The sequence below is a fragment of the Nonomuraea sp. NPDC001831 genome, from assembly GCF_042892035.1.
Classification (GTDB): Bacteria; Actinomycetota; Actinomycetes; order Streptosporangiales; family Streptosporangiaceae; genus Nonomuraea.
In genome coordinates this window covers 45,656-68,610 of sequence record NZ_JBIATU010000004.1, presented here as the reverse complement: position 1 = coordinate 68,610, position 22,955 = coordinate 45,656, and the positions used below count along the sequence as shown (strand labels likewise).

The 22,955-nt window shown below is 74.1% G+C and carries 21 protein-coding genes and 1 pseudogene; 12 read left to right on the top strand and 10 right to left on the bottom strand.

Annotated features, from left to right (window positions below):
• Positions 1 to 34 precede the first annotated feature (34 nt).
• From ACFYYW_RS15490 to ACFYYW_RS15480, 3 genes are all read right to left on the bottom strand, one after another.
• Positions 35 to 802: a GNAT family N-acetyltransferase gene (locus ACFYYW_RS15490; RefSeq protein ID WP_387649060.1), complete on the bottom strand. Its 768-nt coding sequence runs from the start codon at positions 800 to 802 to the stop codon at positions 35 to 37.
• A 26-nt stretch (positions 803 to 828) separates the two neighbouring features.
• Complete coding sequence (locus ACFYYW_RS15485; RefSeq protein ID WP_387649058.1) at positions 829 to 1,803, bottom strand: small ribosomal subunit Rsm22 family protein; 975 nt, start codon at positions 1,801 to 1,803, stop codon at positions 829 to 831.
• Positions 1,804 to 1,985: 182 nt separating this feature from the next.
• Positions 1,986 to 2,549: a TetR/AcrR family transcriptional regulator gene (locus tag ACFYYW_RS15480; protein WP_387649055.1), complete on the bottom strand. Its 564-nt coding sequence runs from the start codon at positions 2,547 to 2,549 to the stop codon at positions 1,986 to 1,988.
• Positions 2,550 to 2,606: 57 nt separating this feature from the next.
• On the opposite strand from ACFYYW_RS15480, the gene ACFYYW_RS15475 reads away from it, so the two are divergent.
• Positions 2,607 to 3,566: a DsbA family protein gene (locus tag ACFYYW_RS15475; protein ID WP_387649053.1), complete on the top strand. Its 960-nt coding sequence runs from the start codon at positions 2,607 to 2,609 to the stop codon at positions 3,564 to 3,566.
• A gap of 76 nt (positions 3,567 to 3,642) precedes the next feature.
• Here the strand turns inward: ACFYYW_RS15475 and ACFYYW_RS15470 are convergent, their stop codons facing one another.
• A complete protein-coding gene (locus tag ACFYYW_RS15470) occupies positions 3,643 to 4,113 on the bottom strand; it encodes a MarR family winged helix-turn-helix transcriptional regulator (protein WP_387649050.1) in 471 nt (156 codons plus the stop codon).
• A gap of 78 nt (positions 4,114 to 4,191) precedes the next feature.
• On the opposite strand from ACFYYW_RS15470, the gene ACFYYW_RS15465 reads away from it, so the two are divergent.
• A complete protein-coding gene (locus ACFYYW_RS15465; RefSeq protein WP_387649048.1) occupies positions 4,192 to 5,667 on the top strand; it encodes an LLM class flavin-dependent oxidoreductase in 1,476 nt (491 codons plus the stop codon).
• Here ACFYYW_RS15465 and ACFYYW_RS15460 read toward each other — a convergent pair.
• Positions 5,591 to 6,895, bottom strand: coding sequence for an MFS transporter (locus tag ACFYYW_RS15460; protein ID WP_387649045.1), 1,305 nt, complete (start codon positions 6,893 to 6,895; stop codon positions 5,591 to 5,593). The two genes, ACFYYW_RS15465 and ACFYYW_RS15460, sit on opposite strands and share 77 nt — an antisense overlap.
• A 54-nt stretch (positions 6,896 to 6,949) precedes the next feature.
• Here ACFYYW_RS15460 and ACFYYW_RS15455 point away from each other — a divergent pair, with 54 nt between their 5' ends.
• The 4 genes from ACFYYW_RS15455 (at position 6,950) to ACFYYW_RS15440 (ending at position 9,651) form a co-directional block, all read left to right on the top strand.
• On the top strand, positions 6,950 to 7,339 hold the full coding sequence (locus tag ACFYYW_RS15455) for a MerR family transcriptional regulator (protein ID WP_352328115.1): 390 nt from the start codon (positions 6,950 to 6,952) through the stop codon (positions 7,337 to 7,339).
• Between the two features lie 127 nt (positions 7,340 to 7,466).
• Positions 7,467 to 8,102: a GNAT family N-acetyltransferase gene (locus ACFYYW_RS15450; protein WP_387649042.1), complete on the top strand. Its 636-nt coding sequence runs from the start codon at positions 7,467 to 7,469 to the stop codon at positions 8,100 to 8,102.
• Positions 8,103 to 8,346: 244 nt separating this feature from the next.
• A complete protein-coding gene (locus ACFYYW_RS15445) occupies positions 8,347 to 8,700 on the top strand; it encodes a hypothetical protein (RefSeq protein WP_352355057.1) in 354 nt (117 codons plus the stop codon).
• Between the two features lie 141 nt (positions 8,701 to 8,841).
• Entirely contained in the window at positions 8,842 to 9,651 is an 810-nt protein-coding gene (locus ACFYYW_RS15440; RefSeq protein WP_387649039.1) for a TetR/AcrR family transcriptional regulator C-terminal domain-containing protein, read from the top strand.
• Here ACFYYW_RS15440 and ACFYYW_RS15435 read toward each other — a convergent pair.
• The 3 genes from ACFYYW_RS15435 to ACFYYW_RS15425 form a co-directional block, all read right to left on the bottom strand.
• Positions 9,638 to 10,768, bottom strand: coding sequence for an aminotransferase class I/II-fold pyridoxal phosphate-dependent enzyme (locus ACFYYW_RS15435; protein WP_387649037.1), 1,131 nt, complete (start codon positions 10,766 to 10,768; stop codon positions 9,638 to 9,640). The two genes, ACFYYW_RS15440 and ACFYYW_RS15435, sit on opposite strands and share 14 nt — an antisense overlap.
• Complete coding sequence (locus ACFYYW_RS15430) at positions 10,765 to 11,391, bottom strand: PAS domain-containing protein (protein ID WP_352324527.1); 627 nt, start codon at positions 11,389 to 11,391, stop codon at positions 10,765 to 10,767. The genes ACFYYW_RS15435 and ACFYYW_RS15430 overlap by 4 nt, the downstream gene beginning before the upstream one ends.
• 63 nt (positions 11,392 to 11,454) lie before the next feature.
• The gene (locus ACFYYW_RS15425; protein ID WP_387649033.1) at positions 11,455 to 12,579 is read right to left on the bottom strand and encodes a winged helix DNA-binding domain-containing protein; all 1,125 of its coding nucleotides are present in this window, start codon (positions 12,577 to 12,579) and stop codon (positions 11,455 to 11,457) included.
• Positions 12,580 to 12,843: 264 nt separating this feature from the next.
• On the opposite strand from ACFYYW_RS15425, the gene ACFYYW_RS15420 reads away from it, so the two are divergent.
• The 3 genes from ACFYYW_RS15420 to ACFYYW_RS15410 all read left to right on the top strand — a co-directional run bounded on the left by ACFYYW_RS15420 (position 12,844) and on the right by ACFYYW_RS15410 (position 18,989).
• Positions 12,844 to 17,148, top strand: coding sequence for a trypsin-like peptidase domain-containing protein (locus ACFYYW_RS15420; RefSeq protein WP_387649031.1), 4,305 nt, complete (start codon positions 12,844 to 12,846; stop codon positions 17,146 to 17,148).
• Positions 17,149 to 17,407: 259 nt separating this feature from the next.
• Positions 17,408 to 17,998: an RNA polymerase sigma factor gene (locus ACFYYW_RS15415; RefSeq protein WP_387649029.1), complete on the top strand. Its 591-nt coding sequence runs from the start codon at positions 17,408 to 17,410 to the stop codon at positions 17,996 to 17,998.
• Complete coding sequence (locus tag ACFYYW_RS15410; RefSeq protein ID WP_387649026.1) at positions 17,991 to 18,989, top strand: CU044_5270 family protein; 999 nt, start codon at positions 17,991 to 17,993, stop codon at positions 18,987 to 18,989. Before ACFYYW_RS15415 ends, ACFYYW_RS15410 begins: the two co-directional genes overlap by 8 nt.
• A 97-nt stretch (positions 18,990 to 19,086) precedes the next feature.
• Here the strand turns inward: ACFYYW_RS15410 and ACFYYW_RS15405 are convergent.
• Positions 19,087 to 19,701 (bottom strand): annotated as a pseudogene (locus tag ACFYYW_RS15405) (transposase); the annotation flags it as partial.
• Between the two features lie 141 nt (positions 19,702 to 19,842).
• Positions 19,843 to 20,907, bottom strand: coding sequence for a threonine synthase (thrC, locus tag ACFYYW_RS15400; protein ID WP_387649023.1), 1,065 nt, complete (start codon positions 20,905 to 20,907; stop codon positions 19,843 to 19,845).
• Between the two features lie 55 nt (positions 20,908 to 20,962).
• Between thrC and ACFYYW_RS15395 the strand changes: the two genes are divergently transcribed.
• The 3 genes from ACFYYW_RS15395 (at position 20,963) to ACFYYW_RS15385 (ending at position 22,947) form a co-directional block, all read left to right on the top strand.
• A complete protein-coding gene (locus ACFYYW_RS15395; protein WP_387649021.1) occupies positions 20,963 to 21,775 on the top strand; it encodes a MurR/RpiR family transcriptional regulator in 813 nt (270 codons plus the stop codon).
• Between the two features lie 459 nt (positions 21,776 to 22,234).
• A complete protein-coding gene (locus tag ACFYYW_RS15390; RefSeq protein ID WP_387649018.1) occupies positions 22,235 to 22,459 on the top strand; it encodes a hypothetical protein in 225 nt (74 codons plus the stop codon).
• 92 nt (positions 22,460 to 22,551) lie between these two features.
• Positions 22,552 to 22,947 carry a hypothetical protein gene (locus ACFYYW_RS15385; protein WP_387649015.1) on the top strand — a complete coding sequence of 132 codons (396 nt, stop codon included), beginning with the start codon at positions 22,552 to 22,554 and terminating at the stop codon, positions 22,945 to 22,947.
• The last annotated feature ends 8 nt before the right edge of the window (positions 22,948 to 22,955 follow it).

Below are 22,955 nucleotides of genomic sequence, written 5' to 3'. Positions count from 1 at the left end.
TGTCTCGACGGGTCTGCCCAGGGTACCGGCGGGATCAGGGGCGCACGTACGGCGTGGTCGTGGTGAGCGGGACGAACCCGAGCCCGAGCAGGATCGGCCGGCTCTGCTCGGAGGCGTCGACCTGGAGGTAGTCGTAGCCGCGCTCGGCGGCCCGCCGGGCCCGCCAGGCGACCAGCGCCCGGTAGAGCCCGCGTCCCCGCCAGCCCGGCACGGTGCCGCCGCCCCACAACCCGGCGAAGCTCGCGCCAGGGGACAGGTCGAGCCGGGCCGCGCTGACCGCCCGCCCGCCCGCCACCGCGAGGACGGGGACGACGGTGTCGTCGGACAGGCGGGTCAGCAGGTGGTCGCGCAGCCGGCTGCCGTCGGCGCCGAAGGCCAGCTCGTGCACCTCGACCAGCGCCTGGACGCCCGCCGCGTCGGTGACCGGCGCCAGGCGCACGCCGTCGGGCGGCGCCACCTCGGTGTCGAGATCGGCGACCCGGGCGACCATCACGGTCTCGGCCGGTTCGGCGGCGAACCCGGCGGCCAGGAGCCGGTCGGCCAGGTCGGCGGGCCGGTCGTGGGCGTACAGCTTCCACTCGAAGCCCAAGCCGAGGTCGCCGAAATAACGCACCTGGCGGGCGACGGCCGCGTCGGCGCTCCCTTCGTCGAGGCCGGACCACAGGACGCCGTTCCACGCGTGCGGCGGGCCGACCTGGCGGACGACGTCGGCGTCCCGCTCGACCCTGGCGTCGGGCCCGTCGGGGCGGGCCTCCCGCCGCATCTGCCGGTCGAACAGCGCCAGCACCTCATCGTGATCCATCCGGCCGACCCTACCGCCGGACCGGGTCACTCGGCGGCCGGCCAGTCGTCGCCCCAGTCGACGTCGCGGGCCAGCCGGTACAGCTCGCCCTGCCGCTTGGAGACGACCACGTCGCGCACGCCCTCCTCGGCGGTGCACAGGCGCAGCGACACCAGGCCCTTGCGCTTCTGCGGGTGGCGCAGGACGCGTGCCGCCGCCCGCGGCCACTCCCCCCGCACGGCGGCCACGTAGGAGAACTTCTCGTCCTCGAAGCCGAGCGTGCCGGACTTGACGCGGCGGTGCAGGGTGGTGCGCGGCAGGCGGACGGAGAAGTGGCACCAGTCGCGGCCCGGCTGGATCGGGCAGGGGCCGTCGTGCGGGCAGGGGGCGACGACGGTCAGGCCGCACCCGGTCAGCGTCTCCCGGGCGGTGACGATGTTGGCGTAGCCGGCGGGGGTGCCGGGCTCGATCACGATCACCATCGTCGCGTCCGCGGCCAGCCAGCGCACGACGTCGGCGTGCCGCTGCGCGGGCAGCTCGTTCAGGGCGTACGACATGGTGACCAGGTCGGCGGCGGGCCGGTCGAGCCCCGGGTCGATCGAGGCACGGCGCCAGGTGACGTCGCGCACGGGCGCGGTCCTGGCCAGCCGCCGGCCGAGCTCGATGATCTGCGGGTCGTGCTCGACGACGGTGACCCGCTCCAGCGAGGGCCAGACCGGCGCGGCCGCCCAGACCGCCGCGCCGGTGCCGCCGCCCACGTCGAGCTGCGTCCGCGGCGCGAAGCCCGGGGTCATCGCGGCGGCCATGCGCATGGCGGTGCCCGCGGCGGCGTACGTGGCGGGCATGCGGTAGGCGGCGTAGGCCGCGATGTCGGCCGGGGTGCGCAGGTGCGGCGCGGCGGCGGACGGGCCGGTGCGGTAGCGCTCGGTGAGCTGTTCCGTCGCGCGGGACAGGTCGTGCGGCGCGAAGCGGGCCAGGGCCGCGTCCAGGGCGGTCCTGAGCTCGTCGGGAAGCATGGTCATCGTGTGGTCCTGGCGGTCGGGTCGGGGTCGAGGGCGGGGCGGGCGACCGCTGCCAGGGGAGGAACGACGCCTCTGACCTGTCCGGCGATGTCGCGACGCAGCGTACCAACCGGAAGGCGCGCGGCGGCCGCTCAGGGCCCGGAGCGCCCTGGCTTCCGGAGGGCGGCCCGCGGCGGCGCAGCTCAGCCGGGGACCAGGGGCCGGAACAGGCGCCAGAACGACTGGGCGGCGGCGGCGTCGCGGCGGCCGCCGCACACCCAGTGCGTGATCACGCCGATGAGCGCCCCGGCCAGGAAGGCGGCGTGCACGTCGGCGGGCACGTCCTCGAACCCCGCCGGGCGGCTGCCGGTGGCGAAGCGGCCGGTCAGCTCCTCGGTGAGCCGCTCGCGCATCCGGGCGGCGAAGCGGGCGCTGCCCTGGCCGCCCAGCATGCGCTCGTACAGGGTGGCGTTGGCGGCCACGTGGTCGAACAGCTCCGCCAGCGGGGCCGGCGGCCGGTCGCGGGGGGCGTCGAGCGGGCACAGGGCCGCCGCCCGCGCCACGGCGGTGACGGCGTCCTCCATGGCGTCGGTGACCAGCGCGTCGACGTCCGGATAGTGCAGGTAGATCGTGGCGCGGTTGACCTCGGCGTGCTGCGCCAGCGCCGACATGGTGATGCTGCCCAGCTCCTGCCGGGTGGCCAGGTCCAGCACGGCGGCCTTGAGACGGGCGCGGGTACGCCGCGCGCGCGGATCGTCCGGGTTCACGCCGCCACTATACGACACATGTTGACTAATCGACAGTTGTCGCATAGATTGCCCGGCATGCGAATCGAAGTCTGGGCGGACATGGTCTGCGGATGGGCCCACATCGGGAAGCGGCGGCTGGAGAAGGCCCTCGCCTCCTGGGAGGGCGAGCCGGTCGAGGTGGTCTGGCGGCCGTTCCAGATCGATCCGTCGGCGCCGGCGAAGGCCGAGCCGCTGGCCGAGGTGCTGAGCGACCCCATGGTCGAGGAGGCGCTGCAGGTGTGCTCGCCCGGCCTGTCCCCGGCCGACAACCGGCTGCGGGTGGCCGGCGTCGCCGCCGACGAAGGGCTCGGGCAGCAGTGGGGCGCGGCCTGGCGGCCCAACACGCTGGAGGCGCACCGGCTGATCGCCGTGGCGTACGAGACGGGCGGCGCGGCGCTGCAGTCGGCCGTGGTCGGCCGGGTCCTGTCGGCCCACTTCGTCGAGACCCTCGACATCGGCGACCCGGCCGTGTTGTCGGCGATCGCCGCCGAGACCGGCGTGCCGTGGGACGGCCGGGGCGCCGGCCTGGTGCGCGAGCTGCTGCTCACGGGCAAGGCCAAGGGCGTGCGCACGTCGCCGACCATCGTGGCGGGCGGCCGCGCCCTGGCCGGGGCCCAGCCGCCGGACGTGATCAGGGACTTCCTGGCCGACGCCGCCGGCCACCCGGTCCGGCGGCTGCCCGCCGAGGTGGAGCGCCTGCGCCACGCCGAGTCGCTGCTCGACCAGCGCGACCCGCTCGGCGCGCTCACGCTGCTGCGGCCGCTGCTCGACGAGCACGGCACGGACCGCGGGGTGCGGCTGCTGGCGGCCCGCGCCTACTTCGCCTCGGCCCAGCTCGGCCGGGCGCGTACGGCGCTGGAGAGCCTGGTCGCCGAGGCGCCCGACGACTCCTACGCCCGCCACCTGCTCGGCCGCACCCTGCACCGCCAGGGCCACCCCGAGCAGGCCGCCCCGCACCTGACCCTGGCCGCCGTCATGACCCCCGACTACGCCTGACGCCGAGCCCGTGGCGACCTGCTCCCGCACCTCCGCGGGAGCAGGTCGCGGAGGTCCCCCTCCGACGCTCCCCCGATCAGCGGCCGGGCTCCAGGCGGCCCCAGGCGCGGCCGGTGCGGGCGGTGTCCTCGGCCAGGATCTCCCCGATGGCCGCGGCCAGCAGGTCGCGGTGGCCCGCGGGCAGGCCGGCGGACAGCGTCTCCAGGCGGGCCGCCACCCCGTCGTGGGCGCGCACCGCGATCTCCGCGCCCGCCGGGGTCAGCTCGATCAGGCAGGCTCGGCGGTCACGCGCGTCGCGCACCCGGGCCACCAGCCCGCGTTTCTCGGCGCGGTCGACGAGCCCGGTCAGGCTCGACTTCTCCAGGTGCAGCGCCCGGGTCAGACCGGTCATCCCGATGGGCCCGCCGACCAGCAGGCACAGGAGCTGGGCCTGCTGCGGGGTCAGGTCGTGCTCCCTGCTGACCTCGCCGTAGACCTGCTCGACCAGGTGCGCCAGGCGGACGAGCGCCTCGGTGAGGCTCAGAGCCGGGGCTTCGGTGGCGACCATGCGACCAGTGTAATTGACAGTAGTTGGCGGCACGAACTAAATTTACTTCGCGACACCAACAGTTCGTACAACCAACCAATGGGTGAGCCCCTCATGCCCGACTACGGTCACGACCTGCAGTTCAGCGCCAACCTCGTCCCGGCCGCCGGGCAGGCGGACGAGGTCGTGGCCCTCGCCCAGCTCGCCGAGCGCGCCGGGCTGGACCTGGTGACCTTCCAGGACCACCCCTACCAGCCCGCCCTCCTCGACACCTGGACGCTGCTCAGCTTCGTCGCCGCGCGCACCGAGCGCATCCGGCTGGCCGGCAACGTGCACCCGCTGCCGCTGCGCCCGCCGGCCGTGCTCGCCCAGGCGGCGGCCAGCCTCGACCTGCTCAGCCACGGCCGGTTCGAGCTGGCGCTCGGCGCGGGCGGCTACTGGGACGCCATCGAGGCCATGGGCGGCCCCCGGCACACCCCGTCCGAGGCCGTGGCCGCGCTGGAGGAGGGCATCGGGATCATCCGCGCGATCTGGGACACCGGCACGCGCGGCGGCGTCCACCACCGCGGCGAGCACTACCGGGTGGACGGGCTCAAGCGCGGCCCGCGACCGGCCCACGACATCGGCATCTGGCTCGGCGCCTACAAGCCGCGCATGCTCCGGCTCACCGGGCGGCTGGCCGACGGCTGGCTGCCCTCGCTCCCCCGCTTCCAGGACGTCTCCGCCCTGGGCGCGGGCAACGCCGTCATCGACGAGGCCGCGCTGGAGGCCGGGCGGTCGCCGTCCGACGTGCGGCGGCTGCTCAACCTGGGCGGCCCGCTGCCCGCCGCGCAGCTCGCCGAACTCGCGCTCGTCCACGGGGTGAGCGTCTTCATCCTCATGTCCGGCGATCCCCGCGAGATCGAGCGCTTCGCCGCCGAGACCGCCCCGGCCGTACGGGAGTTGGTCGCCGCCGGACGCGGGCACAGCCCGGAACCGGACCACCGCACCGCGACCCGCACCGCAACCCGCACCGCGACCCACGCCGCGGTCCAGGTCTGGGACGAGGCCACCAGGCCCACCGCGCCCGACCCCGACCCCGGCCGCCGGTACACCCCGGCCGAGCAGGCCGCCGGGCAGCACCTCGTGGACGTGCACGACCACCTGCGCGCCGAGCTGGCCCAGCTGCGCGACCTCGTCGAGCAGGTGGCGGCGGGCACGATCGACGCGGGCGCGGCCCGTTCGCAGATCGCGACCATGACGATGCGGCAGAACAACTGGACGCTGGGGGCGTACTGCGAGTCGTACTGCCGGCTCGTCACCATGCACCACACCGGCGAGGACAGCATGGTCTTCCCGAAGCTGCGCCGCGCCGAGCCGGGGCTCGCGCCCGTCCTGGACCGGCTGCAGGAGGAGCACGAGGCGATCCACAAGATCATCGAACGGGTGGACCGCACGCTGGTCGCCTTCGTCGGCGAGCCCGGCGGCCTGGGCGACCTGCGCGCCGCCGTCGACCTGCTCAGCGACGCGCTGCTGTCCCACCTGTCGTACGAGGAGCGGGAGCTGGTGCCGCCGCTGTCGAGGCACGGCTTCTAGCGGCGGCCGCTCCGGAGGCCCGGCTCCCGGCGACAGGATCGCCGTGGACCGGATCCTCGTGGACCGGGCCGCCGGGGGCCGGGAAGGCGTGCCGGCGGGCGGCGGCCACGAGTGCGAGGGCGGCGAGCGTCACCGGGAGGGCGGTCCACGGCAGCGCGCCCGCCCCCGCGCCCTCCAGCACCAGCCCTCCGGCCAGCGACCCGGCCGCGATGCCCGCGTTGTAGACGGTGGTCTGCATCGACGTGGCCACGTCGGCGTTCTCCGGCCCCGAGGCGACGACCAGCGCGGTCTGCAGCAGCGTCGGAGCTCCCCCGAACGCCGCGCCCCACAACGCGACCGCGCCCAGCAGCACCCCGGCGGACCCGGCGTACAGACCGAGGGCCGTCATGGACGCGGCCACCGCGGCCAGCACCGCGAGCAGGGTCGCCCGCGGGCGCCTGTCGATCACCGCGCCGACCACCCAGATGCCCGCCACCGTGGCCACGCCGAACACCAGCAGCACGGTCCCCGGCCGGCCGAACCCCGCCTGCTCGGCGAACAGCGCCAGGTACGTGTACATCGCCTGGTGCCCGAGCAGCACCAGCGCCGTCACCGACAACACGGTCCTGACGCCGGGCACGACCGCGACCCGCCGCAACGGCACCCGCCGCGCGGCCGGCTCGCCGGGGAAGGGCGGCACCTTCCACAGGACCCAGCCCACCAGCACCACCGCCACCGCCGACAGCGACCCGAACGCCGCCCGCCATCCGACGGCCGCCGCGAGCTGCGTGCCCGCCGGGATGCCCGCGCACAGCGCCACCGTGATCCCGGCCGAGACGATCGCGATGGCCCTTCCGCGGCGCTCCGGGGGGACCATGCGGGCGGCGTACCCGACGAGCATGGCCCACAGGATGCCGCCCATCGCCCCCGCGCCCACCCGCGCCGCGAACGTCACCGCGTACGACGACGACACCGCCGTGACCGCGTTGAGCAGCGCGAAGCCGAGCAGCGCGGCCACCAGCACCTGCCGCCTGGGCAGCCCGCGCAGCAACGCGGTCAGCGGGATCGCGGCCAGGAAGGAGGCGACCGCGTAGGCGGTCACGAGGAACCCGGCCGTCCCCTCCGCCACGCCGAGGGCGACGGCGAGCTGCGGCAGCAGGCCCGCCGGGAGGAGTTCGGTCATGACGGCCGTGAACGCCGCCGTGAACAGCGCGAGCAGCCCCGCCCACGGGAGTTTCGCAGGAGACATGCCGCCTATGCTGAAACCTTCACATCAGTGTGAAGGCAAATCCTCGGGGGAAGCATGAAGATCGGACAGTTGTCCCAGCGTACGGGCGTGCCGACGCGCATGCTCCGCTACTACGAGGAGCAGGACCTGCTGCACCCCGACCGCGCCGTCAACGGCTACCGGGACTATCCCGAGTCGGCGGTCTACCGGGTCCAGCAGATCCGCGGCCTGCTCGACTCCGGGCTCACGACGGAGATCATCCGCCGCATCCTGCCGTTCCTGAACAAGCCGGACGAGATCCACCTGCATCCGGAGTGCCTGACGCCCGAGCTGGCCGAGCTGCTGCGGGCGGAGGCGGGCCGCATCCAGCAGCGCATCGACTGCCTGTCCCGCAACCGGGACGCCATCCACGCCTACCTGGCCGCCGTACGCTCCGCGGCGGACGGGGGCGCACCCTCGGAGTGACCGTTCCGCCGGGACGGCAGCCCGGCTGCGCCGCCGCCCGAGGGCCGGCAGGCCGCGCTGCTGGGCGCCCGAGCACGGCCCCCGGCCTGATCGTTCCGCCGGGATTTCGGTCTGCTGGAATGTGGGCATGGAGACCTTGGCCGACCTTCTCGCGGACGCGGCGGCGGGCCGCCCGCCCGCCCCCGACGGCAGCGTGACCGTCCTGCCCCAGCCGTCGGAGCGCGACGCGGGGATCATCGCCTTCACCGCCCACACGGTGGTCTTCGCCGACGTCGACCCGGCCCGGGTGCACGCCCTGCTGCCCGCCGGCGACCTGTCGGCGCCGCTCATGCCGGCGTTCCTGACGGCGATGGAGGCCGCGACCGGCCGGCGGACCGGCAACCTCGACCTGCTCGCGCTGGCCGCCCCCGCCCCCGGGCCGCCCCCGCTCCCGCTGGAGGAGCTCACCGCCGGCGACCATCCGCGCGTCGTCCGGGCCCGCCGCTACCGGGACGCCGTGCGCGTGTGGGTCACCGGCGACGGGGCCGGCCTGGTCACGCTGGGCCGCGGCGTGGCGGGCCGCTGGGAGGCGGCCGTCGAGGTGGAGCCCGAGCACCGCGGGCGCGGGCTCGGCAGGTCGCTGGCCGCGGCGGCCAGGCACCTGACGCCCGGCCCGCTGTGGGCGCAGATCGCGCCGGGCAACGCCGCGAGCGTACGGGCCTTCCTGGCCGCGGGTTACCTGCCGATGGGGGCCGAGGTGCTGCTCGTTCCGGACAACGACTGACCCATCAGCGTCCTGGACCCGGCGGCGTCCTGGCCCGGGCGGCGTCCTGTGCCCGGCGTGCGCCCGTGCCGGAACGCCGTGCGGAAGGCCCGTGCTCCCTTGCCAGGCCGGGGTTGCCGGTGTCCGGGAGTTTGCTGGTAAGGGGCCCGCTGTTGGGGGAAACCGGGTGTGGCGCTGCGGAGGGCGTCCAAGATCGCTACGTATAGTGATGGCCGATGTCACTTCGTGATTACAGGGGGAGCTCATGAGAGGTAACCTCATCGCCGCCGGCGGTGCACTGCTCGTCGCGGCCGCGGTGTTCAGCATGGCCGGCGTGGCCGCCGCGGACGCCTGGTCCGACGAGAGGCACTGGCACCCGGACAACTGCAGCCTCGGAACGAACGACGACTCCACGTACCACCACGTCACGAAGTACGGCAGGTTCGCCGGCACCCGTGACGCCGACGCCTGCAAGGGCGGCGAGCACGGGCACGACTCCGACGACGACGGCTGGGGCTGGAAGCACGACCACGGCCGTCACAACTGGCCGGGCAGCGGCAACGGCAACTGGATCGGCCACGGCTACGGCCCCGGCGCGGGGGTCGGCGTCGGGGGCTGACGCCCTCACCCACCTCGATCCCGGCGCCCTCGCGGGGCGCCGGGATCGACGCACGCCCGGCTCTCGCGGCCCCCGCGGACGCCGCGGCGGGCGCTGATATCTTCTGCCGTAAAGAGATCCGGGGCAGAGGAGAGTCGTACTGTGGTCGTCTTCGCCGGGCAGGGGGACGCGCGCCGTTCGATGGCGTTGTTGTGGCGGACCGAGGAGCCGGGCGAGTCGCGTCCCGGCCCCAAGCCGGGCCTGAGCGTGGACCTGATCGTCGACGCCGCCATCGCCGTCGCCGACGCCGAGGGCATGGCCGCGCTGTCCATGCGCAAGGTCGGCGAACGGCTCGGCCGCACCGGCATGGCCCTCTACACCTACGTCCCCAGCAAGGGCGAGCTGGTGGACCTCATGTACGACAAGGCCCTGGGCGAGCTGCCCACCGCCCACGACCTGACCGGCGGCTGGCGGCCGGCGGTCACCTCGTGGGCCGGGCACCTGTGGCACTTCTACCAGCGTCACCCCTGGGTGTTGCAGGTGTCGCAGGCCCGGCCGGTGCTGGGCCCCAACGAGTTCGCGCTGCTGGAGAGCCTGGTCGCGATCCTGCGCGAGACCGGCCTGCGCCCGCCCGCGCTGCGCGGCGTGGTGTCGCTGCTGTTCGACTTCGTCCGCGGCGCGGCCCGTACGGTCGCCGAGTCCCGGCAGGCCCCGTCGGCCACCGGCGTGTCGGACGAGGAGTGGTGGCACACCCGTTCCCAGCTGCTGGAGGAGGTCGCGCCGGGTTTCGCGGCCCGCTTCCCCATGGTGGCCTGGATCGAGAGCGAGGCGAGCGTCCCCGGCGAGGGCGAGCCGTACCTGGAGCATCAGGTGAACGAGGCGTTCACGGTCGGGCTCACCGTGCTGCTCGACGGCGTGCAGGCCGCCGTCGGGCGGACCGGTCCGCCCGACGGGCCGGTCAGCGCCCCTTGAGGAAGGACGCCCAGGCCTCCAGGCCCGGCTCGGGGTCGGCGCGGCCCACGCCGAGCCGGAACCGGTCGTCCGGCGTGGGCGTGAGCTCGGAGCGGTAGACGCCAGCGGGCAGCAGCAGCACGCCGGCCCGTTCGACCAGCTCGGCGCAGAACGCCTCGACGCCGTCCGGCCCCAGGTAGCGGGGGAACGTGACGCAGCCGCCGTCCGGCGCCCGGTACTCGAACAGGTCGCCGAACTCGCCGAAGAACGCCTCGAAGCGCGGCAGGTTGGCGGCGATGATCCCGCGGTTGCGCTCCAGGATGCGGTCGCGGGCCTTGATCGCGATGCGGGCGAGGATCTCGCTGGGCGCGGAGTTGCAGATGGTCGTGTAGTGCTTGGCGCGTTCGAGGCGGGCGCGCAGCTCGCGGTCGCGGCAGGCGATCCAGCCGATGCGCAGGCCGGGCATGCCGAGGGACTTGGAGGTGACGTTCAGCGAGAGCGCCGCCGGCGACAGGTCGGCGGCCTGCGGCAGCGTACGGGCGGGATCGAGCTCCAGGCCGCGGTAGACCTCGTCGCTGAACAGGTGGATGCCGCGCTCCTCGCACAGCGCGGCCAGCCGGGCGAGGTCGGCCGCGTCGATGACCTTGCCCGTCGGGTTGTTGGGGAAGTTGACCGACACCACGCGGGTGTTGGGCCGGATCGCGGCCGCCACGGCGTCGAGGTCGAGCGCCCAGTCGCGGGCCGGGTCGAGCGCGACGCCGGTGACCTCGCACAACGCCATCGGCACCGTCTCGGCGGACTGGTAGCAGGGCGTGACCACCACGGCGTGGTCGCCGGGGCCGAGCAGCACCTGCATGGTCAGGTACAGGGCTTCCTGGGCGCCCGCGAAGACGAGCACGTCGTCCGCGCCGACGCGCTCGTAGGTGTCCGCGACGGCCTGGCGCAGCCCCGGGTCGCCGAAGGTCTCGGTGTAGCCGAGAGACAGCGTCTCCCAGGCGTGCCTGTCGTCGTCGCCGGCCAGGGCGAGCAGCTCGGCCATGGTCATGGTCTGCGCGTCGGAGGCGGCCAGGTGGTGGCGGGCGGTGAACTCCCAGCGGGAGAAGTAGACCTCCAGCCGGAAGTCGGGAAGCGGGGTCACGGTCGGCTCCTCCTGAGCTCGGCGAGCAGGGTGTAGAGGGTGGAGCGGGACGTCCGCAACGCCCCCGCGACGACGGACGGCGCCCGCCGGACGGTGAACACCCCGGCCTGGTCCAGCTCGGCCAGCACGGCGAGGCGGTCCTCGCGGGTCAGCCGCTCCACCGGCCGGCCGTGCGCGCGGACGTAGGCGCCGACGATCTGCTGCACGCGCTCGGTCCAGTCCTGCTCGAACAGCGCCTCCGGACGCGGCGCCGACGGCGCGGCGAACGCGGCCAGCAGCGCCGCGGCCTGCTCCAGCGGGGTGCGGTCGAGGTTCACGCAGAGCACGGCGGACGGCTCGCCGCCGGGGTCGCGCAGCACGGCGCTCACCGACGACAGCCGCCGCCCGTCGGCCAGCAGCTTCTCGTACGGGCCGTAGACGCCGCCGGGCGAGGGGTCGAGCCGGTCGAGCTCGCCGAGCAGCGACGGAGCGCCGGGGCCGCGCCCGGACATCGGGTTCCACACGCCCAGGACCTGGTCGCCGCGGACGTCGTGCAGGACCACCTCGGCGTACGGGGCCAGCAGCGCGGCCACCGCCTCGCACACCGGCGACCACAGCCGCACGCGTTCATCCGTCTTCGTCACGCCCGGATGCTATGTCCAGTTCGGACGCTTTGTCCAACCGGGCCCGGTGTGCGTCCCCCGGGCTCAGGCGTGCGCGCCCACGGTGACCGGGCCGAGGGTCAGGCGCGGTTTGCCCTCCAGGATCTCCCCCACCCGTTCCACCTGCTCGTCGAGCTCGCCGCGCTGGGCGGCGGTCAGGCCGGCCAGCAGTTCGACCGTGACGTCGATCCGGCTGCCGGAGCGCCGCTGGTGCCAGACCCCGCGCACCTCGCCGTCCACGAGCAGCACGGGGAAGTTGCCCGCCTGGCCGCCGGACAACGCCCGCTGCCAGGCCGGGCCCGGGTAGAGCAGCTCGCGGGGGCGGCCCGCGACCAGGTAGGCGTCGAAGTACGGCAGCAGGCGCACGCCGCGCGGCGGCCCGTCCGGCACCGCCGTGTCCCCCGCCGGCACCCGGGCCGGACGCCCGTCGAACGACACCTCCTCGGTCTCCACCGACGCGAACGCCTCCGCCGCCCACCGCACCGGCGCCCCGATCCACTGGGCGAACTGCGCCGGGGTGGCCGGCCCGTACGCGGCCAGGTAGGCCGTGACCAGGCCGGCCCGCCCGTCCGGCGGCACGGGCGCGGCCGGCGCGGCGCGGTAGGTGACCTTGCGCCCCCTGACCGGCCCGAACACGAACGCCCCGCGGTGCGCCGCGGTGGCCATCGCCTGCCGCCAGCGCGGCCACATGCCCTGGAACGCGGGCATGACCAGGTCGCCCGCCCACGGCCCGGTGGCCGCGACGACCGCCTCGCTCAGCTCGTCGATCGTCAGGTCGGCCCCGCCCAGCGCGTCGCGGACGGCCTGGACGACCTGGTCGGTCTGCTCCGCCGTCAGCCGCACGCCCTCGGCCCCGCCGGGCCCCGCGGGCAGCGACGACAGGGCGCCCAGCCACATGGGCAGGTCGGCCGCCGGCAGCAGGTGCACGGTTCCGCGCGGCCCGTGCGTCTTGACCAGGGTTCCCTCCTCCCACAACGCCTCGCGGACGTGGGCGCGGGTGACACCGTCGAGCCGCAGGCCGATCGAGAGCTCGGCCGCCGACATGACCTGGGCGTGCGCCCCGCACATGGCGGCCACGACGGCGGCCTGGCCCTTGTCGGCGGCTGGGGCGGCCAGCCGCGCCCGCTCCAGACGCCGTGCGCTGACCTGCGGCCACGACAGTTCGATCACGAATTCCTCCTCGGTGCGTTCCCTTCACCGTAGAAGGACAGGCGGAAAGGTTCGTTCCGCTACTCGGGCACGGCGGCGCAGGTTGGCGTCGGAGCTGCCGACGCGCGGGGGCCCATCGATTGGGTAACGGGACGGTGATCTTCCCAACCGGCGAGGCCCGGTGAAGGGCACCCTTGAAGTGTGCCGACATCCCCGGATCCAGATCGTGACCACAGGCGTTCGTGGCGTCGCTGGGCCAGGCGGGCGGCCCTGGGCGCATCCACGGTGGCGTTCGTCGCGGGCGCGGTCGGATTCCTGGCGGGCGTGCTGCCCGTGCCCGACTGGCTCCTGGATCGTCTGGACAAACAGTCCAGCGTGATCAGCATGATCATCGCCGCGGCGACGATGGTGTTCACGATCGCCACGACGAGGCGGGACGGCCGCCGGGACCTGCCGTCCCCGAGGCCAGAACCTGCCCCCGTGCCCGAGCCTGCCCCGTTCCCGCGCACCGCCGGGGACGCGGACGACGAGCGTCCCCGGCCACGAGGATCCAAGGGGGCGCGGTCGGGGTTGTCCGCCGCCCGCGTCCAGGGACCGGCGGGAGTGGCCGGCGGCGGCTGCCTGGTGGGCCCGCGCGAGGTGGTGACCTGCGCGCACGTCGTCATCGGGGCGCTGCGGCGGCGCGCCGCCGACCGTCCCGGCGAACCCGTGCTGGTGGACTTCCCGCTGCTCGGCCGGGCGCACCAGCCGATCAGCGCCGAAGTGGTGGCATGGGACGTCACGGCCGACGTCGCGGTGCTGCGGCTGACCGAGCCGCCGCCGCAGGGCGCGCAGCCGGCTCGGCCGGCCACTGCCGACGACTACTGGGGTCACTCCTTCCGGGTGCTCGGGTTTCCCGGCGGGCGGGCCGACAGCGGCGTGTGGGCGTCGGGACGACTGCTCGGTCGAGGAGCTGACGGCCGGCTGCAGGTGGAGAACCCGGGGCGCGGCGGGCACGGTTTCCGTCCCGGATTCAGCGGCGCCACGGTATGGGACGAGGAGTTGAACGCGCCGATCGGCATCCTGGTCGCCGGGAGCAGCGGTCACGCGGCCCGCACCGCCTACGTGATCCCCGCGGACGTGCTGCTGGGCGTCCTGCCCGACCTCGCGGCCCAGGCGGCTGCCCCGGCGCCGTACCGGGGGCTGGAGGCGTTCAGGGAGGGCGACGCCGACGTCTTCTTCGGCAGGCAGGAGGAGGTACGGGAGCTGCTGGAGCGGGTCTCGCGGCCCGGTGTCACCGTCGTGTACGGCCCTTCGGGCAGCGGCAAGTCCTCACTGGTCATGGCCGGGCTGCTGCCTCGGCTGCGGGAGACGGCAGGGGTGTGCGTGCTCACCGTCCGTCCCGCGCATGGACGCCGGCCGGTCTTCGCGCTGGCCGCGGCCCTGCTGCCGGCGCTCGAACCGGAGCGGAGCGAGACCTCTCGCCTGGCCGAGCTGCCCGGCCTGGCCGAGGCGCTGGCCGAGGGCGGGATCGTCGAGGTCGTCCAGCGGGTGCGGGCCCGTACCGGCGCGGACGAACTCGTGCTGATCATCGACCAGTTCGAGGAGGTCTTCACCTCGGCCCATCCGCCTGAGGAGTTCGTGGCGGCGCTGCTGCCCCTGCTGCGGACGGCGGCGGCGGGGGCGCACACGGTGATGACCGTACGGGTCGACTACTCCGACAGGGTGCTCGACCAGCTGAGGACGGCCGACCTCCAGCAGGACGTGCTCTTCCCCGTCATGCCGCTCGACCGTGAGCGGCTGCGTGAGGCGATCGAGGGCCCGGCGCGGGAGAGAGGGGTGGCCTTCCAGGCGGACCTGGTCGAACGCATCCTCGACGACGTCGGCGACGAGCCGGGACGGCTCCCGCTGGTGGAGTTCGCGCTGACCGTGCTGTGGGACCGGCAGAGCGACGGCGTGCTGAGCCACGACGCCTACCGCGAGATCCGCGGCGCGACGGGAGCGCTGGCTGCCTACGCCGAGCAGGTCTGGAACGAGCAGCTGTCGCCCGCCGACCACCCTCGGGTGCGATCCCTGCTCGTCCAGCTCGTCCGGCAGGCGCCCGATCACGATCCCTCGTGCGCCGTGCTGCCGCAGGAGGCGTTCAGCGAGGAGCAATGGCGGCTCGGCCAGGAACTGGCCACGACCCGGCTGCTGGTCGCCGCGGAGGACCGGCAGGGTGTGCGTACGCTGCGGCTGGCCCACGAGTCGCTGATCAGCCGCTGGGACAGGCTGAGCGAGTGGGTGCGGGCCGATCGCGACTTCCGCACCTGGCACCACGACCTGCAACGAGCCTTCGCCCACTGGTCGGCCGGGCGCGAGAACGACCGGCCGCTGCGCGGCACCGACCTGGCCGCCGCGCGGCGCTGGCTGGACCTGCGCCATGACGATCTGCGTCCGGCCGAGCGCGCCTTCATCGAGGCCGGCAGCCACCGGGCGGCTCAGGTGCGGTTCAGATGGCGGGCCATGGGGACCGCGGTCGGGGTCCTCCTGGTCGCGATCCTGATCTCCGGCCTCCAGCTCTATCGCGACCACCTGACGGACCAGGAGCACCTGCGCACCTCGGCGGCGCAGACCCTGGCCGGGCGCGCCGAGGAAGATCTGGGCAACCCTGATCTGGCGGTCCTGGAGGCGGTGGCCGCCTACGGGAGCGCCCCCGGCGCGCCGCAGGTGGAACGGGCCCTGTTCAACCGCTACAGCGACTTCGCCAGCGCCGACCGTCTGCTGCCGGGCTCCGGCGTCACCTCGGAACGCCTGCTCGCCGCCGAGGACGGCGGAGTGATCGTCCAGGAGGAGAGCCACGCGGTCAAGATCTGGCAGCCGGACGGCGGCTCAGCGTTGCCGCAGCAGATAGTGCTGTCGTCGCCGGTGGCGGGAACGGCACTGTCCGCCGGCGGCGGCGTGCTGGCCATCGCCACCGAGGACGGCTCGGTCGAGCTGTGGCATCCCCGTGAGCGCCGGCTGCTCGACAAGCTGGCCGTTCCCAGGGGGAAGGCGTTGCTCGCCCTCGACCCGGCAGGGCGGTATCTGGCCGTTCACCCCGCGGAGTCACGTACGGTCACGGTTTGGGACCTGCGACGGCGTCAGTCGCGTGGCGTCCCCGTGCCCGGTCGGACGCAGACGCTCCAGCTCGGCGAGGACGGCCTGCTGTCGGTCTCCTCGGACGACCACCGGCTGCTGGTCTTCGAGCCAGGACAGTCGCGGCCGGCCAGGACCGTGCCGACATCGGCCGTCTTCGCCCACGACGGCACGAGCATGGCCGGCTGCGTCCCCACCCGCGACGGCATCCGGGTGCGCGGCGTGGACCTGCGCACCGGCGCCACCATCGCCGACTTCCCCCTGTCTCTCAGCGGTTGCGAGGGCAACGTCAGCAGGCCGGGCACGCTGAGCCACGGCGGCAGGCTGCTGTTCGTGGAGGGCGCCGTGATCGATCTGCGGGCCCGGCGGATCATCGGCGCGCCGGCCGGGTACAGCGGTGCTCCGGTGGTCACCGGCCGCGACGGCCGCTGGAGCATCTGGGCAGTCGGCGGCCCCGGGCTGGTCAGATTCCCCGTCGCCCACACCCTCGACACGAATCCCCACGAGGTGCTCGAGACCGCGATCACCGATGACGGCGGCCACGTCGTCACCTACGACAAGGACGCGCGGCTGCGCGTGTGGGACACGGCGTCGAAGCTGCTGGTCAACGAACGGTCCGTGACGCCGGGCAGCGGCTCGGGCGCTGAGGTGGCCACGCGGGTGGTCGCGCTGACCGGACGCCGGGAGATAGCCGTGATCAGGGCCGACTCGCCTGACCTGGTGCTGATGTCGGTCCCCGACCTGCGCCCGATCGGCTCCGCCCGCCTGCCCGCGGGGTCGCACGGGCCCGCGCCGCTCAGCCTGCACGCGGTCGCCGGCGGCCGGCTCGTCGTCTTCGCCCGCGGCGTGCTCTCCGTATGGGAGACCACGCCGCTACGGCAGGCGGCCTCCGGCCCGGACCTGCGCAGCCGCCTCCCCACCTCCGGCCCGCAGGAGCTGGACCAGGAGCTGGACGTGCTGCCGAACGTCGACGGCAACGCCGCGCTGGTCATCGAACGCACGGCCAGGAAGGTCGAACTCTGGGACCTCACGCTCGGCCGGGCCACCAGGAGCCACCTGATTCCCGGAAGCGGTGAACTCGTCCCCGTCGCGGTCAGCCCCGACCTGACCCGCCTGATCACCTACGCCGCCACCGCCGACAAACCCTTCACGGCCTGGTCGCTGCCCACCTCAGGTCCGCCGGCTCCGGCGGAGCCACCGGGCCCGGCCGGCGGCGACGCCTTCGATCTGCTCCAGCTCCACCGGTCGAATCCGGACCTGCGTTACGACACGTCGTTCGCCATCATGCGGCTGAACGACTCCCTGGGCTACGTCACCCTGTTCGACCAGGGCAGGAAACTGCTCTACCACACCGACGAGGCACGCCTGATGTCCACCGCGCCGCAGGACTGGGCCGCGCACCTGTGCGCCGTCCTGGGCAGGCGCTCGTTCACCGCCGCCGAGCTCGCCCGGCTGCCGGAAGGCGCCGACCGCACGCCATGCGCACGCCCATGACCTTCCACGTGCCGCACTTCGACGAGGTGACCTGAGCGGGTCGGGGCCGGTCAGCCGGAGCAGGTGGGCGCGGACCGCGTGCTCCCGTCGCCTGGTGAGCGGGTGCCGGTCCAGGTGGTGGCGGCGGTTGAGGTCGTCCAGGAGCGCCGGGCCGCGGGACGGTCCGTAGGCGTGGGCCACCGCCACCACCCGGGCGGGAACCGGTCGGCCGCGAGCGGGCAAGTGGGGGTGTCCCATCCGTGAGCCGAGAGGCCAGAGCATGTCAGAGACGAGCCCCGCCGATTCCGCCGTCCTCGCGCGGTCCCGGCAGGAGCCCGAGGTGTTCGCGGAGATCTTCCGCAGGCACGCGCCTGAGATCAAGAGATTCGTCGTCCGCCGCCTCGGGCCCGACGTCGCCGAGGACGTGGTGGCGGAGACGTTTCTCGCCGCCTTCCGCCAGCGTGGCCGCTACGACCTGGCCAGGCACAACGCCCTGCCCTGGTTGTACGGCATCGCGACCAACCTCGTCGGCCGCCACAAGCGCACCGAGGCCAGGCAGCTGAACCTGCTGGCCCGCACCGGGGTGGACCCGGTCACCGAACCCTTCACCTCGCGCAGCGACGAGCGGCTGAGCGCGCAGGCCGTGAAGCAGCGCCTGGCCGCCGCGCTCGCCGCGCTGCCCGCCGGGCACCGCGACGTGCTGCTCCTGGTGACCTGGGGCGGCCTCAGCTACCCCGAAGCCGCCGAGGCGCTCGGCATCCGCGTCGGAACGGTCCGCTCCCGCGTCAACCGGGCCCGCGCGAAGATCCGGGCGGAACTGGGCGGGACCGACCCCACAGCACTCGCCGTCGAGGAGGTTCACCATGGATGAGCTGGCCCAGCTCAACAGTTTCCGCTCCGAGGTCCCCGCGCAGCAGGACCTGCGCGTCGAGGCGGAGCGCCTGATGGCCGGCATGGCGGCCCGGCCCCGCGCCGGCCTTCGCCGCCTGGCGCTGCGCGCCGCCGTGGCAGGGGGGCTGGCGGCCGCGGTGGGGGCGGCGGTGTTCGTCGTCCAGAGCCCGCCCGTCCCGGCGCCGACGCCGCCGCGGATCCGCACGGTCGCGGCCGTGGAGGTGTTGTCGCGGGCGGCCGAGCAGGCCGGCAGCCGTCCGGAGCTGCATCCCAGGCCCGGCCAGTTCCTCGTCTTCGAGTCGCGGAGCATGGACACCTCGGCAGGGGACGGGGGCATCTGGCTGTCGCGCTCCAAGCGCACGATCTGGCTGCCGGTCGAGGGCAGCGCGGTCAAGGGCGTCCTGCAGGAGGAGATCCTGGCGCCGCTGCCGTATCCGGGCCACCCGCTCCCACCGGCCGCACGAGCGGAGCAGGCGCTGGTGGGCAGGCCCGGCCGTCCGTTTCGGGCGGCCGACTTCGATGACCGCGCCGAGTTCCTGCGCAACGACTACGCCTACGTCAGCAAGCTGCCGACCGACACCGAGGGCATGCGCAGGCACCTCTACACGCGCCTGCCCGACGACGGGCTGCAGGACTACCAGGCGTGGAACCGGGTGGGCGGGCTGCTCGACGAGGCCTACCTGCCCGCCGCGCAGCGGGCCGCGCTCTTCCGCGCGGCGGCCACGATCCCCGGGGTGGTGACGGTGAAGGAGGCGCGGGACGCCGCGGGCCGCACGGGCATCGCCGCGGCGATGGTCTCGCCCGACGGGGTCAGGGAGGAGTACATCTTCGACCGGAAGACCTACGACTACCTCGGCCGCCGGGGGGTGGTCGTGGACGCGAAGCTGGCCGACGCGCCGGTGGGGAGCGTGGTGTCGTCGAGCGCGCAGCTGAAGGTCGGCGTCGCCGACCGCCCGCCGATCGTGGAGTAGCCCGGCGGAAGCTCTCGGCCGGAGGAACCGGCGGCCTCCGCACCTCGGATGCCGCCGGCAGGAAGTTCTCCAGGAAGAAACCCGGTTCGAGGATCGTCCAGCGGGAGACGCCGGCCGCACGAACCCGGTCCTGGATCGTGCTCTCGGCTCCCAGGCTGGCGTCCAAGGAGCCCCAGCGGCCTGCGACCCAGCCGGGAGCCTCGGTGTGCTGACCGGCGCCACTGGTGGAGGTGTGTACGAACTGCGGCACTCCCGCAGTCTGCGCGCCCTCGATGAGGTTGACGGCGTGGGCCACCTCTCCGTCGAAATCGAAACCCTCGGCGGCCAGGGCGGGCATCTGAACGGAGAAGACGGCGCGGACACCCGCGGCGGCCCGCACCCGGTAACCACAGGCGCGCAGCGCCCGCACCCACGGGCCCCGGTCGGTCTCGATACACACCAGCACCTCAGACGGCTCGGCGTCCTCGGCCACGAACCGACCTACCAGCTCATGGAACCGGGACATCCCGGCCATCCCCTCAGGCAGCCGGACCCGCTTGAGGACCTTCCCGGCTTCGTCCTGGACCTCCACATCGTGATGGTCCTCAGCCCAGTCATCCCCGACGAACAACACTGCGCACCCCCAAGATCGACGATAGAACCAGCAGCCCGCAGGAGCCGGTCGGCGACCTAATGGACCAGTGCTCACCCCAGTCAACGAAGGGCACGACATCCCATCAGCGATCAAAGGCCCCTGACCACCGGTGAGGGCACGATCTGACCCTAGGATTCACGATCCAGGCGGCGAGAGTGCTCACTCACCAGCGGCTATCAGGCACCGAGTCTGCCCGGACAGCCGACCCGGTGACTCCCATTAGGCGGCGAGGCCGAGGGCTCGAGCCACGGCCGAGGTGGCCGAACTGGTTTCCGTGGCGGTGTAGCCGCCGCGCAGGGAGGCGTCCGGGTCTTTCAGGCCGTTGCCGCTCAGCGTGATCACGACCCGCTGGCCCGGCGCGAGGTTGCCCCGGGCGTGCTGGTCGAGGAGACCGGCGATCCCGGCGGCCGAGGCGGGCTCGGCGAAGACGCCGTCGCGCCGCGCGACCAGCTCGTACGCCTCGAAGATCTGCGCGTCGGTCACCGCGGCGATCAGCCCGCCGGACCGGTCGCGGGCGTCGAGCGCGCCGTCCCAGGTGGCCGGGCTGCCGATGCGGATCGCGCTCGCCGCGGTCTCGGGATCGGCGACCGGCGTGCCGTGGACGAGCGGCGCGGCCCCCGCCGCCTGGAAGCCCCACATGCGCGGCGACCGGCCAGACAGCCCCTCCTGCTCGTAGGCCCGGTAGCCGCCCCAGGTGGCGGTGATGTTGCCGCCGTTGCCGACCGGCAGGCAGTGGATGTCGGGCGCGTCGCCGAGCGCGTCCACGATCTCGTAGGCGACCGTGCGCTGCCCCGCGAGCCGCAGCTCGTTGCCGACCGAGTTGACCAGCGCGATCGGGTGGTGGGCGGCGAGCTCGCGGGCGACGCGCAGGCAGTTGTCGAACGTGCCGTCGATCTCGACGATCCGCGCGCCGTAACGGACCGCCTGCCCGAGCTTGGCGAGCGCGACCCGCCCCTTCGGCACGAGCACGGCGGCCGTCAGCCCGGCGCGCGCGGCGTAGGCGGCGGCCGAGGCGCTGGTGTTGCCGGTGGAGGCGCACACGGCCAGCTCGGCCCCGGCCTCGGCGGCCCTGCTGATCGCCACAGTCATCCCGCGGTCCTTGAAAGACCCCGTGGGGTTGGCGCCCTCGACCTTCAGCCAGACCTCGCAGCCGGTCACCGCGGACAGGTGCGCCGAGCGCAGCAGCGGGGTGTTGCCCTCGTTGAGCGAGACGGCGGGCGTGTCGGGGGTGACCGGGAGCCAGCGCCGGTAGTCGCTGTCGATCAGTCCGTTCCAGGTACTCATACCGGCGACCGTAACATTCGTTTCATGCGCCGCGCCACGTGTAACATTTGTCAGCATGGATGAGGATCCCGTGACAACCCGGCTCAACGCGGTCTACCCCGAGCTGCCACCCGGCGAGCGGGCCGTCGTGCGGGTGCTGCTCGACGACCACCCCTTCGCCGCGCTCGGCTCGCTGCGCGCGCTCGCCGAGCGGGCCGGGGTCAGCCCGCCGACCGCCTCCCGGCTGTTCGACCGGCTCGGGTACGCGGGATTCGCCGGGTTCCAGGCGGCCGTGCGCGACGGCGTCCGCGACCGGTCGCGCCTACGCGAGTTCGTCGCCCGTCCGCCCGGCACCCAGCGGGCCGCCGAAGACCTGCGTGCCGGGCTCGACAGCACCCTCGCCGCCGTCACCGAGCCCCTGCTCGACGCCGTCGGCGACCTGCTGGCCGGAGCCGCGTCGGTCTGGGCGCTCGGCGGGCCGCTCAGCGAGCTGGCCGCCGAATACCTGATCAGGCAGCTCGCCGGCCTGCGTCCGGGGGCGCATCGGGTGCCCGACTCGGCGTCCGCGCGTGCCCGTACGCTGCTCGACCTCGGCGGTTCTGCGGCCGTGGTCGCGTACGACTTCCGGCGCTACTCCCCCGCGACGGCCCGCTTCACCGAGGCCGCGTGCGCCCGGGGGGCGCGGCTGGCGCTGATCACCGACGCCGGGGAGTCGCCGCTCGCGGCGCGGGCGGAGGTGCTGATCAGGCTGCCGCGCGAGGCCGCCGGGCCGATCGCGCCGCTCGCGCACCAGATCGCCGTCACTGAACTGCTGCTGGTCGCCGTGGCGGCCCGCCTCGCTCCCGGCGGACGACTGGCCGACCTCGACGCGCTCACCGAGATGTTGTGAACCGCTGGTCGAAGAAGCTGCAGTCCAGCAGTGTGCCGTCGGGCGCGCCCGCGTAGGCCGGCGCACGATGCCGAAGCGAGTTCAGCCGCGGGTGAGGTGGACGTGCTCGGCGGTGCTGCCGGTCTCGGTGTCGAGCATCAGCAGGCTCACGCCCGCCCACTCGACGCGGCCAGCAGCAGCCGCGACAACTCCTGGCCTCGCGCCTCGTGGTGGACGAGCAGCTTGGCGATTGAGCGGGCGGTCCCCCTGTCGCAGCGCTTCAGCGAGCAAGCGTAACTCCGCCTCGGTCACCCTCGACTGCCCCGTATTGGCTTGAAACCACTCCTCCCGAGCCTGTCTGCGGTATCTGCTCCACCTCGTCGCCTGCTTCTGGTCGGTTCGGGGAAGGCGTGCACGCGAGGACATCCTCCGTGATGGTGTCGGTCAGCTGCATCACTCCCATCGAAAATCATGTAGCTCGTGACAGGCACGGTCGAGATGCCCGGGTCCTGCGCGATCTCGTCGAACGCCTCGTCCCACTCCTTGTCGGAGTACTTCATGACGATCGTGAGCGGTCCCCACAGCGACCACCTGCGGCTGATCGCGCTTCTGCTTCGTGGGCACCAGCAGCGTCGCCGCGATCAGACTTGCGACGCTGATGACGATGCCGGCCAGGACGTGACGCCATGTCAGGAAAGGCGCTGAGCAGGAGTTCAAGCGGAATGCCTGCTGCGGCTCCGAGCAGGGTGCCGGCGACGAGCTTCCACGTCTTCGGGCCGCTCCTGCCACCTGCTGTTATGGCTTCCATCCGATCAGGAACGGAGCCGTCACGGCAAGCGCAGGACGCCGGCGGCCCGGCCGGGATGCTGCGGCGGGCGCTGCTCGCCGTCGTCGAGCTGGGCGCGCACGCTTCCGTCCTCGTGCTCGCCGGGCATGCCTTCCTCGCCAGGGCCGTCGCCGACCCCGACGTGCTCGCGCTGTACCGGACGGGCGGCGCGGCGGTCCACCGCGAGATCGCCGCCCTCGTGACCGCCGCCTCCGGGTCCGGCGGCGGCGCCGACACCGAGGCCCACATCCTGCTCGGTCTCGCGCGCGGTCCGGCCGACGGCGTGCTGGTCGGGGTGCTGGACCTCGCGGGGGCGGCCGCCGTCCTCGACCACCAGCTCGCCCGGATCGGGATCACCGCCCGGTAGCACCGGAA

Excerpts from the sequence above, each read along its gene's own strand:
- ACFYYW_RS15490 (WP_387649060.1), bottom strand. The coding sequence starts at position 802 with ATGGATCACGATGAGGTGCTGGCGCTGTTCGACCGGCAGATGCGGCGG.
- ACFYYW_RS15485 (WP_387649058.1), bottom strand. The coding sequence starts at position 1,803 with ATGACCATGCTTCCCGACGAGCTCAGGACCGCCCTGGACGCGGCCCTG.
- ACFYYW_RS15475 (WP_387649053.1), top strand. The coding sequence starts at position 2,607 with ATGCGAATCGAAGTCTGGGCGGACATGGTCTGCGGATGGGCCCACATC.
- ACFYYW_RS15470 (WP_387649050.1), bottom strand. The coding sequence starts at position 4,113 with ATGGTCGCCACCGAAGCCCCGGCTCTGAGCCTCACCGAGGCGCTCGTC.
- ACFYYW_RS15465 (WP_387649048.1), top strand. The coding sequence starts at position 4,192 with ATGGGTGAGCCCCTCATGCCCGACTACGGTCACGACCTGCAGTTCAGC.
- ACFYYW_RS15460 (WP_387649045.1), bottom strand. The coding sequence starts at position 6,895 with ATGTCTCCTGCGAAACTCCCGTGGGCGGGGCTGCTCGCGCTGTTCACG.
- ACFYYW_RS15455 (WP_352328115.1), top strand. The coding sequence starts at position 6,950 with ATGAAGATCGGACAGTTGTCCCAGCGTACGGGCGTGCCGACGCGCATG.
- ACFYYW_RS15450 (WP_387649042.1), top strand. The coding sequence starts at position 7,467 with ATGGAGACCTTGGCCGACCTTCTCGCGGACGCGGCGGCGGGCCGCCCG.
- ACFYYW_RS15445 (WP_352355057.1), top strand. The coding sequence starts at position 8,347 with ATGAGAGGTAACCTCATCGCCGCCGGCGGTGCACTGCTCGTCGCGGCC.
- ACFYYW_RS15415 (WP_387649029.1), top strand. The coding sequence starts at position 17,408 with ATGTCAGAGACGAGCCCCGCCGATTCCGCCGTCCTCGCGCGGTCCCGG.
- ACFYYW_RS15410 (WP_387649026.1), top strand. The coding sequence starts at position 17,991 with ATGGATGAGCTGGCCCAGCTCAACAGTTTCCGCTCCGAGGTCCCCGCG.
- thrC (WP_387649023.1), bottom strand. The coding sequence starts at position 20,907 with ATGAGTACCTGGAACGGACTGATCGACAGCGACTACCGGCGCTGGCTC.
- ACFYYW_RS15395 (WP_387649021.1), top strand. The coding sequence starts at position 20,963 with ATGGATGAGGATCCCGTGACAACCCGGCTCAACGCGGTCTACCCCGAG.
- ACFYYW_RS15385 (WP_387649015.1), top strand. The coding sequence starts at position 22,552 with ATGGCTTCCATCCGATCAGGAACGGAGCCGTCACGGCAAGCGCAGGAC.